General features: G+C 70.0%; 10 protein-coding genes. 4 read left to right on the forward strand and 6 right to left on the reverse strand.

The features are described 5' to 3' along the window. The first annotated feature begins 285 nt into the window (after window positions 1-285). A complete protein-coding gene (locus ACFYQQ_RS31495) occupies window positions 286-1,389 on the forward strand; it encodes a nucleotide disphospho-sugar-binding domain-containing protein (protein WP_355784052.1) in 1,104 nt (367 codons plus the stop codon). 124 nt (window positions 1,390-1,513) lie between these two features. Here the strand turns inward: ACFYQQ_RS31495 and ACFYQQ_RS31500 are convergent, their stop codons facing one another. Beyond that, the gene (locus tag ACFYQQ_RS31500; RefSeq protein ID WP_355784054.1) at window positions 1,514-1,969 is read right to left on the reverse strand and encodes a MarR family transcriptional regulator; all 456 of its coding nucleotides are present in this window, start codon (window positions 1,967-1,969) and stop codon (window positions 1,514-1,516) included. Window positions 1,970-2,194: 225 nt separating this feature from the next. Between ACFYQQ_RS31500 and ACFYQQ_RS31505 the strand changes: the two genes are divergently transcribed. Continuing rightward, on the forward strand, window positions 2,195-2,713 hold the full coding sequence (locus ACFYQQ_RS31505; RefSeq protein WP_355784057.1) for a sigma-70 family RNA polymerase sigma factor: 519 nt from the start codon (window positions 2,195-2,197) through the stop codon (window positions 2,711-2,713). 81 nt (window positions 2,714-2,794) lie between these two features. Here ACFYQQ_RS31505 and ACFYQQ_RS31510 read toward each other — a convergent pair whose 3' ends face one another. From ACFYQQ_RS31510 to ACFYQQ_RS31520, 3 genes are all read right to left on the reverse strand, one after another. Beyond that, on the reverse strand, window positions 2,795-4,900 hold the full coding sequence (locus ACFYQQ_RS31510; protein WP_388906055.1) for a BTAD domain-containing putative transcriptional regulator: 2,106 nt from the start codon (window positions 4,898-4,900) through the stop codon (window positions 2,795-2,797). A gap of 268 nt (window positions 4,901-5,168) precedes the next feature. After that, window positions 5,169-5,975 carry an MBL fold metallo-hydrolase gene (locus ACFYQQ_RS31515; protein WP_388906058.1) on the reverse strand — a complete coding sequence of 269 codons (807 nt, stop codon included), beginning with the start codon at window positions 5,973-5,975 and terminating at the stop codon, window positions 5,169-5,171. 117 nt (window positions 5,976-6,092) lie between these two features. Beyond that, window positions 6,093-6,944 carry a LysR family transcriptional regulator gene (locus ACFYQQ_RS31520; RefSeq protein ID WP_355785995.1) on the reverse strand — a complete coding sequence of 284 codons (852 nt, stop codon included), beginning with the start codon at window positions 6,942-6,944 and terminating at the stop codon, window positions 6,093-6,095. A 203-nt stretch (window positions 6,945-7,147) separates the two neighbouring features. Here ACFYQQ_RS31520 and ACFYQQ_RS31525 point away from each other — a divergent pair, with 203 nt between their 5' ends. Then, window positions 7,148-8,179 (forward strand): nitronate monooxygenase, encoded by a 1,032-nt coding sequence (locus ACFYQQ_RS31525; protein ID WP_355785998.1) that lies wholly within the window; start codon window positions 7,148-7,150, stop codon window positions 8,177-8,179. Between the two features lie 119 nt (window positions 8,180-8,298). Here the strand turns inward: ACFYQQ_RS31525 and ACFYQQ_RS31530 are convergent, their stop codons facing one another. Further along, window positions 8,299-9,279 carry a 2-hydroxyacid dehydrogenase gene (locus ACFYQQ_RS31530; protein ID WP_355786001.1) on the reverse strand — a complete coding sequence of 327 codons (981 nt, stop codon included), beginning with the start codon at window positions 9,277-9,279 and terminating at the stop codon, window positions 8,299-8,301. A 1,195-nt stretch (window positions 9,280-10,474) separates the two neighbouring features. Between ACFYQQ_RS31530 and ACFYQQ_RS31535 the strand changes: the two genes are divergently transcribed. Then, a complete protein-coding gene (locus tag ACFYQQ_RS31535; RefSeq protein WP_356240526.1) occupies window positions 10,475-11,017 on the forward strand; it encodes a hypothetical protein in 543 nt (180 codons plus the stop codon). A 167-nt stretch (window positions 11,018-11,184) separates the two neighbouring features. On the opposite strand, the gene ACFYQQ_RS31540 is transcribed toward ACFYQQ_RS31535, so the two are convergent. Next, on the reverse strand, window positions 11,185-11,934 hold the full coding sequence (locus ACFYQQ_RS31540) for an SDR family oxidoreductase (protein ID WP_356240523.1): 750 nt from the start codon (window positions 11,932-11,934) through the stop codon (window positions 11,185-11,187). Window positions 11,935-12,007 lie beyond the last annotated feature (73 nt).

Consider the following 12,007-nt stretch of genomic DNA (forward strand, 5'->3'; position numbering starts at 1 on the left):
GTGCGGCCCGCGATGCCGAGGTCGCCTCTGTCACATCCACGGATCGGGCAACGGCGGTGATGGCTACACGTGGGCGGATGACGTCCACGTCACGTCCTGTGCAGGGGACATGTCTCCGGGCGGTACCCACTGCAGGGCACCCAGTCATTAGTTGACGAGTCAAGTAGATGTGATACGTTTGCTTTCTGCCGCTCCCCGTCGTGCGAGGAGCGGCATGCCGTCGGTCCGCAGTGAGCCACCAACGTCGACGCGGCGACCGGCGATGTCGAACAAGGAACTCCCTGCATGCGCATCCTCTTCTCCAGCAACCCCCTCATCGGGCGGATCCTGCCTCTCCTGCCTCTGGCACGCGCGCTGAACGCCGGGGGCCGGCAGGTCGCCTTCTCGACGGCGCGCGAGATGGCCGCCGTTCTGGAGCCGGAGGGCTTCGACCTCCTGCTGTTCGGCCCCACCGCCGCCGAAGTCACCGCCGAGACGACTCGTCGCGCGGGGATGGACATCCTCTTCCGGCCGGCCGCCGACCTCGCGGCGGAGTACTTCGCCGGCGTCCGCGTCGACCTCCTGGCAGACGAGATGCTGGCCCGCGCCGGCGAATGGCTGCCGGACGTGATCGTCTGCGAGGACTACGACCTGGTCGGACCGCTTGTCGCGCAGGCACTCGGTGTCCCGTGCGCGGTCGTCGCCACGGGTCCGGCGCCGGCGCCGGAAATGCTCGACGCCATGGCGGGCGCACTGCGCGGACGATACGCCGAACGCGGGCTGCGGCCGCCGCGCGAGCTCCCGTCCGGGCGCTGGCTCCTGGACTGCTGTCCGACGAAGGTGAACCGCGCGGGCTGGACGCCGCCGCTGCAGCGCATCCCGATGCGGGCGGAGCCCGGACGTCACACCCAGCAGACCCCACGCCCCGCCAGGCGTTCACCCGACAGCCGACCGCGCGTTCTGGTGACCCTGGACGGGGAGCCCGAGCCCTCCGACAGTGGCCGGAACTCGGTGCGGGAGGCGCTCAGCGGCCTTGACATCGATGTCATAGCCGCGAACGGGAACTCCTGGGGCGCAGAGATGCTCGACGGGGCCGCGGCCGTGGTGCACGACGGCAGTACGGACATCACCTTCGCCGCTGTGGCCCGGGGCATACCAGCCCTCGTACTGCCTCTCTCCCTCGACCAGGAGGTACGCGCACGGGGCCTCGAAGTCGCCGACGCGGGCGTCGTGCTGGGACCCTGCGACCAAAGGCCCGACTTGATCGCTGCGGGCCTCCTCAGGCTCCTGACGGATGCCCGGTTCTCCGACTCCGCGAGCCGTGTGGGTGAGGAGATGACCGCTATGCCCTCGGTTTCGCAGGTGGCCCGGTGGCTCGTCGCGGCTGTCTCACGGGAACAGGGAGCCTGAGCCTGAGCGGCAGCGAGCGAGGGGCCCCTGCTTCGGCCCCCTGAGTCGTCGCCGTGCTCACGACCATGACGTCCGGGCTCTGCCCCTCGCGCCGCCTTCGGCCGCACAGTGCGGTCCGCGGCCGTCACCGGGGCGCTATGCGCTCCAGCACCTCAGCCGCCGCAGCGACGTCGCAGCCTTCCAGCCGCGAGAAGATGTGGCGGCGCACACTGGCCAGATTCGTGGGCCACGCCTGCTCCAGCATCTTCCAGCCCGGGTTGGTGAGGACGGCGAGCCACGCCCTTCCGTCCTCAGGACACTTCTGGCGCGTGACCAGCGACTGCGACTCCAGCCGGTTCACCACCCGAGTCATGCCGCTCAGCGAGAGGCCGCACATATTGGCCAGCTCGCTCATCCGCATCTGATGGTGCGCGACCTCGGAGAGATGCACCAGGACCGTGTACTCGGTACTGGAGATCGGAAGTTCCTCGAGCATGTCCGCGTCGACGGCTCGGGGCAGGACCGCGATGACTCGGCCGAGGGCCCTGAGCATGGCCTCCTCGTCGGAGTTGAGCGGGTCGATGGGTGCCGCGTCTTCCATGAGCCCAGTCTAGGTGTCGGGGTCGGCCTCGGCCGACTGCCGGTTCGGTGAACCGGGTCGTCTCAGCGCCATCGACGCGGTGGGTGTTGGGGGGCCGTGCGTCAGCAGCACGGCGGCGTCATCTCGGCAGCACTTTTTGGACACGCACCCCTGTCTACGGTGCCGGGGAGGAGGCCGCTTTCGGGCCCCCGGTCGGAATGACACGGACGCAGGATGGCTCAGAACATGGCAACGCCCCCCACGGACACCTCCCGGTCGGACCTGCTTCGGCTCATCGTGAGGGATCACCGCGACGGGCTCGTCGCGTATGCCGAGAGGATGCTGGGCGACCACGGACTTGCCGAGGACGTCGTCCAGGAGACCCTCATCCGGGCCTGGCGGAACATCGACCGGCTGCTCGACATGGAGGGGTCGCCGAGGGGCTGGTTGTTCACCGTCACCCGCCACCTGGTGGTGGACTGGGTGCGGAAACCCCATTCCCGCAAGGAGGTCGTCGGCGGCACCTACAAGGACCCGGGTGCGCCGGGAGATCGCATCGACGCACTGCATGACGCCCTGGCCGTGCGGCCGTCCCTCCGCCGGCTGTCGCCGGAGCATCGGGCGGTCCTCGTCCACATCTACCTCTGCGACCGTACGATCAAGCAGACCGCCGACATCCTGGGTGTGCCACCGGGGACGGTGAAGTCGCGGCAGCACAACGCGCTGCGCAGACTTCGCAGCGCCCTGCGGGCAGAGGCGGCGTGACTGCCGTCAAGGGAAGGCCGACACCCGGACCAGGTCGGACACCGGGCACGCGTGCGACGTGTGCCCGGGGGTGCGCCCAAATCATCCGCGGGGTGCAGGAGTCTCCAGCATGGACTTCAGCCGCTCCCGGAACGTGACGCCCTGAGGGTGGAGCTCGAGTCCCCTTACCAGCGTCGAGACCATGCGACGCTCCGCCGCCAGCCAGTCGGCGGCGTTGGTCCGGTCGCTGAACTCCTGAGGGCGGACCCCGGGCCGTGGCGGCGGCAGGACGACCGTTGTCCGGTGGGGAGTCAGCAGCGCCGTCGCGGCGTCCGCGCTGTACAGGTAGTGCTCGAGCATCCTGCCGTATGCCTGGGCGCGTACCTCGCTCGTGTCCACGTGTGCGCTGACGTCGGCCGCGTATGCGCGCAGTAACGCGTGCCCGGCGTAACGTTCGGCGGCTGTCTCGACGAGCAGATGGTGATCGGTCAGTTCGGCCAGGTTCTGCCGCGCGGAACGCAGGTCGGTCCCGGTCAGACTGGCGGCACCTCGCAGCGTGAACTCGCTTGAGGGGTAAAGGCTCAGCAGCCGGAACAGCGTTGCCGCGCCGCCGCTCAGGGCATCGTAGGAGCGCTGGAACACGCTGCGGGCGTCGATGCGGGAGTCGCGGCTGGACAGGGCGACGAGCCCTTCCCGCAGCTCGGACGCCAGCGTGGACAAGGAGATGCCGGGCCGCGTCGAGGCGCGGGTGCCGGCCACGGCCAGCGCCAGCGGCAGCCCGTCGCACAGCGCCGTGACCTCGTGGGCGGCACTCTGTTCGGCTTGTAGCCGGTCGGTTCCGAGTCGGCGTTCGAGCAGGGACACACCTTCGCGGTGGTTCATGGGTTCCAGCGTGATGAGGTGTGCGTCGTGAGTGACGGCGAGACCTTCCAGACGCCGGCGACTGGTGACGAGTGTGCCGCTGCCGGCCGCCGCGGCCAGCAGAGGGCGTACCTGTTCGCAGTCGAGTGCGTCGTCCAGTACGAGGAGCAGCCGCCGGCCGGCGAGCGCGGTGCGGTAGGCGGTACCGAGCGCCGTGTCGTCGTAATACGTCTCACCGCGGCCGACCCCCAGCGCGTCGAGTACGGCACGGGTGGCCTGAGCGGTGGTGAGGGGGGCCCGGGTGGGGTGATGGCCCTGGAGGTCGACGTAGATCCGCCCGTCGGGAAAGTGGTCGGCGGCCGCGTGGGCAAGGTGCACGGCCAGGGTCGTCTTGCCCACCCCCGGCATCCCGCCGACGGCGACGGTCGTCGCTGTGACCGGATCCACGTGCCTGGGCGGCAGGAACTCCCGGCAACGGTCAAGGACTTCGCGGCGGCCGACGAAGGGCACGGCCTCCGGCGGGAGATGCGCCGGTGCGCCGGGAGTGCCCGCCCGAGGGGCCTGCTCGGTGCGCGTCGAGCTCCCGGGGCGCAGGAAGCGTTGTCGAGCCGCGCGGAGCTCGGGACCGGGGTCCACGCCGAGGTCGTCGGCGAGTACGCGCCGGATGCTCTCGAACTGGGCGCGTGCTTCGGCCTGCCGTCCGGTCATGGCCAGGGCGGCGATGATGCGGGAGTGCAACGCCTCGTCGTAGGGATGCTGTCCTGTGGCGCGCCGCAGCGCTGTCAGGACCTCCTCCGTCGACGCGGGTGCTCCGGTCAGCACGACGTCCGCGGCCTCCTTGACCGTGGCGACGAACTCGTGGCCGACGGAGGTGAACGCCGGATGCCGGGCCACTTGCGTGCCGTCGGCGACGACAGGACTGCGCCAAAGGCCCAGGGCGGCGGTGAAGTGCTCGGCCGCCTGCGACACGTCGCCGCGCTTGGCGGCGGACTGTGCCCGCGCCCGCAGGTCGCGGAAACGTATGAGGTCGGAGGACGACGCGTCGAGGAGGAGGCGGTAGCCATCGGCCGCCCGCGCGAGGTGCCCGGCCGCGGTACGGCTGTGCGATCCGGGTTCGAGGAGCCTGCGCAGGGCACCGATGTGCCGGTGGATGACATTCGCGGCGCTGGCCGGCGGCTCGTCGTCCCACAGGACGTCGACGGCGTCGTGGAGGGAGACCGGGCCCGGCGCCCGCAGCACCAGCAGCGAGAGCAGTGCCAGTCGCTTGGGAGGTCCCGGATCGAGTTCGTTGTCTCCGCGCACGGCCCGGACGGTGCCCAGGACCGAGTAGTGCATCGTGGCGTCCATGGAGCAGTCGCCGTTCCTCACCGACGCGTGCCGGACCCGCGCGCCGGAACACCGGGCCGGACCTCAGACGATGACGCCGGAGGCCTTTCCTCGGTGGACGGAGCGCTGAGTCTGGTCATCGCGGGTTTCGTTTCACGTGCGAGCCGGAACGTCGGCATGGCGCGTGCCGTCACAGGCCGTGTCCCGAGTGAAACAAGTAAACAAAAGAGATGATTGCCTTGTCAACTAGATGTCGATAGGCGTCTGTGCTGGTACGGATGGGGCCGCTTCAGGGGCGCAGGTGTACCCAGGACCCGTGTGCCGACGCACGCAGGACAGAAGACAGGCCGGCCTCGTGGAAGGCCACTTCGAGTTCGTCCCGACCTTCGGAGAAGTGTGTCCAGCCGTCGTAGTGCGCGGGAATCACGATGCCGACCCCGAGGACGGCCGCGGCCGCGGCCGTCCGACGGCTGTCCATGGACAGGGGACGTCCCTCGAACTTCGTCGCCACGCGTGCCGCTCCGGCGTGCAGAAGCGCCACCTGGATGTCCGGGACGCGGCGGGACACCTCCGCGACGGTACGAATGGACGCGTTGTCGCCGCTCACGTACACGGTGGGAATGCCGTCGCCGGACAGGACGAACCCGGTGACCTCGCAGTTGATGTCGCCGTTCGCGTCTCGTTCGCCGTCCTCCGGCCCGTGTACGGCCGGTACCGCCATCACGGTGAGGTCGCCGTCGCCGTCCCGCCGCGGGACGGAATGCCGGGCCCAGGGAACGAGTCCCCTCGCCGGCGCACCGATCCGCGCAGCGGACTGCGGCCCCGTGAGGACCAGCGGCGCGGCCTCGGCAAGGGTGCGCCCTCGTCCGTCGAGGTTGTCCGGATGCAGGTCATGGCTGACCAGCACCAGGTCGACCGGGCCCAGAGCGTTCTCGTCGCAGGCGGGCCCCGCCGTCTTGGTGAGGTAGCCCTGCGGGCCGGGCTCGTCGAAGGTCGGATCGCTGACGATGCGCAAACCGGCCAGGTCGATGACGGCCGTCGGCCCCCCGAGCACCGTCACCGCGCATTCCTGCCGGGACAGCCCTGTGTGCGCCATGTATTTCCTCGCTGCATTCCGTTCCGGACGGTGAACGCGCCCCACGCTAATGAATCTTCACGAGCAGGTGAAATGTCTCTTGTGGTGCATCGATGCCTGACAGGCATGGCTGTGTGCTCAGGAGCGTGCCGTCGCCAGGGAAGAGTCGATGAACCGGCGGACGAGGCTGCGGGGCCCGTCGGGCAGGTGGATGAGACTCACCGGAACCGGGGGCGCGTTGGTGAGGGCGACGAAGCGCAGAGCCGGGTGCGGAGTGCGGTGGCGTGCCGTCTCGGGGACGATGCCGATGCCTCGGCCGGCGGCGACCGTCTCCACCCACTCGTCGTAGTTGGCGGTCTCGACGATGTCCGTCGGGCGTTGCTCGGCGGGCCAGGACCACGGGCCGGTGGTGCCGGTGAGGGTGTTGACGACCAGGCGCCAGTGCCGCACGTCGGCCCAGTCCAGATGATCCCGGCCGGCCAGCGGGTTCTGCCGCGCGCACACGGCGTAGCGCGCCTCGTCGTAGAGCGGGACGGTGCGCACGGGACGAGGGCGGGCGGCGTCGCCGCGGACCACGGCGACATCGACGCTGCCCTGCTGAAGGGCCTGCACCGGGTCGTCGGTGCGGACGAGGGTGACGGAGGCGCCGGTGCTCTCCTCGAAGCTGCTGATCGTCAGCTGGGCCCAGGGGGCGGGCAGCAGCCAGCTGAAGCCCAGCCGCAGTGTCGCCCGGCCTCGCGCCGCGCCGAGGGCGTCGTCGAAGGAGGCGATGACGCGCTCCGCCTGCGGTAGGAACGCGGCACCGGCATCGGTGTGTTCGACGCGCCGGGACGTCCGGTCGAGGAGCCGCACGCCCAACGCCGCTTCCAGTTGCGCGATGGTGCGGCTGAGGGCGGGCTGAGTGATCGACAGTTCCCGCGCGGCGTGCGAGAAGGACCGGCAGCGTGCCACTGCGGCGAAGGCCCGCAGATGGCGGATCTCGACGTCCATGCCTCACCTGTCCGCGGATCGATGCCTGGCGTGCATAACCCAACCCTAATCGGCATTTCACAGAACCCTCGGCTGTGCCTACCGTCGTACGTTGCCGCGAGCGCACACCCCAGGTCGGCCACACCCGGCACGGACCGCTCCGGAGACGTGATGACGGCGAGGTCCGTTCGCCTGATCCTGTACGCGTTGAGGAGACACCTCGCATGAGCCGACTGCTGTCCGATCTCGGTGTGGACATCCCGGTTCTCGCCGCACCCATGGCGGGCGGCGGGAGCACCTCCGCCCTCGTCACGGCCGCCGCCCGGGCCGGCGGTCTGGGGTTCCTGGCCGCCGGATACAAGACGCCGGAGATGCTCGCCGAACAGATCCGGACCGTCCGGGAACAGGCAGTCCCCTTCGGTGTGAACGTGTTCGCGCCGAATCCGGTCCCGGTGTCGGAGGACGCCTTCCGCCGTTACGCGGCACGTATGCGGAGCGAAGCGGATCGGTACGGGCTGAGCCTCCCCGACAGCGCGCCCGTCGAGGACGACGACCACTGGACGGCGAAGATCGACCTGCTCCTCGCCACGCCGGTGCCCTGGGTCTCGTTCACCTTCGGGATTCCGGACCCCGCAGTGATCGCGTCCCTGCGCCGGTCAGGTACCACCGTCATGCAGAGCGTCACATCGGTCGACGAAGCCCGCCGGGCCGAGGAGGCAGGCGTCGACGCGCTGATCGTGCAGGGGACGGCGGCCGGTGGGCACTCCGCCACGCTCGACCCCGACCGTCCGCTCAGTGCTCTGACGTTGCCTCAGCTCGTCTCCGCCGTCCGACGCACGACGAACCTGCCCCTCATCGCGGCAGGGGGAATCGGCACCTCGCTCGACGTGGCGGCCGCTCTCCGCGCCGGCGCGGAGGCCGCCATGATCGGCACCCTCTTGCTGCGCACGGAGGAGAGCGGCGCATCCGCCCCGCACAAGCAGGCCCTGGCGGATCCGGCCTTCGACACCACCGTGCTGACCCGCGCGTTCACCGGACGGCCGGCACGCGCCCTGCGCAACTCGTTCATCGACCGCCACGAGGATGACGCACCGGCGGGATACCCGGCCGTGCACCACCTGACCGCGCCGCTGCGCAAGGCGGCCACGGCGGCGGGCGACCACGAGCGCATCCATCTGTGGGCCGGAACCGGATACCGCCGGGCCGTGGAGGAGCCCACGGCCCGGACGCTACGGCGTCTGACGGCCGCTCTCTAAGGCGCGACGACACCTTTCCGCACGCGGGAGGGAACACGGACGGCGGTACCGCTTCCCGCGTGACGTGAAGCGGTACCGACCGCGTGCGCCCGGTCCCGGTGGCATCATCGACCGGTCGGTCAGCCCGCCAGGGAAATCGCCGGTACGACGTTGTGCAGTCGCCTGCCCTCGGCGAATCGGCGCAGTTGGCTGCCGAGCAACTGCTTGACGTGCGGGAGCATGGCAGTGGTGAACGCACCCGCGTGTGGGCTGATCAGAACGCCGGGAGCGGTCCACAAGGGATGCCCGACGGGCAGCGGCTCCGGATCGGTCACATCCAGCGCCGCGCTCAGACGCCCCTTCCCGACCTCCGCGAGCAGCGCGTCGGTGTCCACCACGGCGCCCCGCGCCACGTTCACCAGGAGGGCGCCGTCCTTCATCGAGCCGAGGAACCCGGCGTCGGCCAGATGCCTCGTGCGCTCCGTCAGCGGCACCGAGAGCACCACCACGTCAGCCTGCGGCAACAAGATGCCCAAGTCGGACGGGGAGTGAATCGTCCCACCCGCTTCCCAACGCGCCCTGCTGGCCACCCGTATGACCCTGCAACCGAACGGACGGAGGCGGTCCTCGATCGCCGCGCCGATCGAGCCGTACCCGACGATCAGCACGGTGGCGCCGAAGAGCGAGGGGCGTATCCCGCCGTACCAGCGGCCCGTTGCCTGGTTGCGGACGAAGTCCGGTACTCCACGCAGCGATGCGAGCGTCAGGGTCAGGGCCATCTCCGCCGTGCTCGCGTCGTGGACACCGCGGGCGTTGCAGAGCAGCACCCCGGGACGGACATGGGGCAGGAGGTAGTCGACACCTGCGCTCAGGGCCTGGATCACCTGCAGACCGGACATGTGCGGCAGAGGCCGGACGATCACCGGGGTGTCCGTGGTGAGGGGAGCGGCGTAGAAGGCGACACGGGATGGGTCCGTGGGGTAGTCGCCCCGGCCGTCCCATCGCGCGTACTCCAGACCGGTCGGCAGCCCGTCGATCTCGTCGGGCGGCACCGGCAGCCAGGCGAGTCTCCGCTCGGTGCGGCTTCGTCCTGAGGCGAACAGGAGGGTGACTGTACTCACGGGTTCTCTACTCCACGGGATGTGAAACGTGCGTGACCAGGCTCCGGAGCTCCGCTCCCGGCGCCGGTTTCGATGCGACGGCAGGGCGCGAGGGGTGTGGTCCGGAGGTGGGGCTTGCGAGGTCATTTGAAGTGTGTGCTCCCAGGCGGCACGCGATGACGGGGTCGCGTGCCCGCGCGCATATGTCTTTCGTGACACGTCGAAACGTATCTCTGCTTCCTGGTCCAGGAGGCGGGTGGCCGAGAGCCGGAGCCGCGTCATGGTGCACCGATCTCGGGGGAAAGGTGTGACGTCCGTCGACGGCGGCCAGGACGCCCCGACGCGGCCGTTGCGGCCATGTGTGCATGTCGTGCCAGAAGCCGACGCTCAGCACCAGTGTGCCGTACATCTGTCCCGGAGGGTCGCCAGAACGCCCCGTCCGGCCTGCGACGACAACCGTACCCCAGTGTCATGAACGCTCGACGGTTCGCCTGCCGTGTATGCCCATGCTCACACCTGGACGCTCGCGTGCAGGCATAACCCTCACGGAGCAGGTGTCGCAGGACTCAGTGGACCGGCGGAATGTCCCGGGGCCTCCCTGAGTTGTGGATGTTCACCTGCCGCCCCGCGATGTCGCCGCGGTGCGCACATCGCATGGTGAGGTACCGATGGAACAACCAGTGACGCCGTCCGAGAGCACCGCCCCGTCCGCACGGCTGCGCCGCGTCCGCCTTCCTGGGACGGTTCTGACGCTCACGCCCAAGTCCGGTACGAGGAGCCTGCCCGTCCTGGCTCCGGTCTCCACGAAACGCCGAGACGCGGCCGCTAGGCGGGCTGACTCACGGGGGCCTGACGGCGAGCGCTCCGCTTCCGCCTTGTACTGCGTCGCTTGTTGAGCCGCGGTGCGCATCGCGCCGATTCCCCCTCCGGGACCGAAGGCCCGTCCACCGGGCGCGGAGGGTGAACCTTCTGCCCCTGCCGGAGCGTTACCCAGTAGAAGGGCCGCCGTCTCGGCCGGTGCGCGGCGACAGGTGACGAACGTCGTTCCGCGGGCACGGAATCCGTCGGTTCATGACTGGAGCCCGGGCGGAGGGAGTGCCCCCGGTGGCGCGTGCGGCACGGCGCCGCTCCGGGGTGGACCGACGAGTCCTGACGCACGGGTTCGGGGCCCTTCGCCGAAACCACCGCCAGGACAATCACCAGGATCGTTGCGACCATGCAGAAGCTTTATCGGGTTTACCGGCGTTTCACACTCCTGCCGGTTGAGGGGAGAAGCGGACGGCTTGTGCGGGCGGCGATGTGGCCTTTGACGTACGTCGCAACCGCCACCGTGGGAGCTGCCGCCGTCCTCGGGGCGCTGGTGTGGCATTCGTCGGCATCGCACGCGCACGATCATCATGTCGCCGGTGCGATCGAAAAGGGAGCTGTCTGCAGGTCGCTTTCGGACCCTCGCTATGAGGTTTCGTGCGGCAAGACAGCTTTCGGGGACATCCGCTACAACTGCACCGAGGGCCGGCTGGGCAGGTGCCCCGAGACGACCGCGGTCTCCCTTCGCAATGTCGGCCGCATCCCATTGCGCGTCTCCGTACTGAGCGGCAGCGGGCGGGAAGGCGATCCCGAACAGTCGCCCGAGTCGGCCCTCCAGCCGGGCGGGACCGTCACGGTCCGCCCCACCTCCGGCGACAGGTTCCTGTACGACGTCGTGGTGCGCTCGGTGAGGGCGGGCGTGGGCGTGGTGAAGGTGATGGCGGTCGACTGAATGCGTCTGGCGTGGTCGGCTCGGCGACGGTGGCATGGCGTCGAGCCGCTGCGGTGTCCGCGGTGCCGGCGTGTCGCGCACCCTCTGCCACCTCGTGTTCCGGACCGTGGGGAACGGCCCGCAGACCATGGTCTGCGGGCCGCTCTCCATGGGCGAGGGCGGGCGGGTCAGGCGGTCAGTCCGCCGTCCACACGGAGCGTCGCTCCACTGACATACGACGAGTCCGGGCCGACGAGAAACGCCACCGCGCCGGCCACTTCGTCCGGCCGGCCGTAGCGTCCGAGAGGAGACGAGGCCACGACGGCTCGGGCGACGTCGGAAGTCTCCGGGTTCATGTCGGTGTTGATGGGGCCGAGCTGCACGATGTTGACCGTGATGTCCCGATGGCCGAGGTCCCTCGCCCAGCTGCGGGCGTAGCCCTCCACGGCTGCCTTCGAAGCGGCGTAGTCACTCAGGCCGGCCATCGTCGCCTGCACTGCGCTGATGCTGGACACGACGACGATCCTTCCACCGTCGGTCATCAGCGGGGCGGCGCTGCGGGTGGTGGCCGCGACGCCGGCGACGTTCACCGCGTACTGCCGGGCCATGGCTGTCATGTCGGGGGCCGGATCATCGAGGGGGGTGGGTACACAGATCGCCGCGTTGTGCACGACGACGTCGAGGCGCCCGAAGTCCGCGATCACCTGGCCTGGGAGGGTGGAGACGGCGTCGAGGTCGCCCTGGTCGACCAGGTAGGCCTTCACCGTCCCCCCGGCCGCGGTGATGTCCTGGACCACCGCCTCGGCACTCCTCTCCGAGTTGGCATACGTGAAGGCTATGTCGGCGCCCTCGGCCGCGAGACGGCGAACCACCGCAGCGCCGACGCCCCGCGAAGCTCCGGTGACGAGGGCGGTCTTCCCGGAGAGTTGCTTTGTCATGTATCGAGCTCCACTGTGTAGCACTGATGAAAGCGAGCGATCCGGACCCGGAAATGACGGATCGGATTCGGGG

Origin of the sequence: Streptomyces sp. NPDC005496 (assembly GCF_042872045.1) — a bacterium.
Lineage (GTDB): Bacteria > Actinomycetota > Actinomycetes > Streptomycetales > Streptomycetaceae > Streptomyces.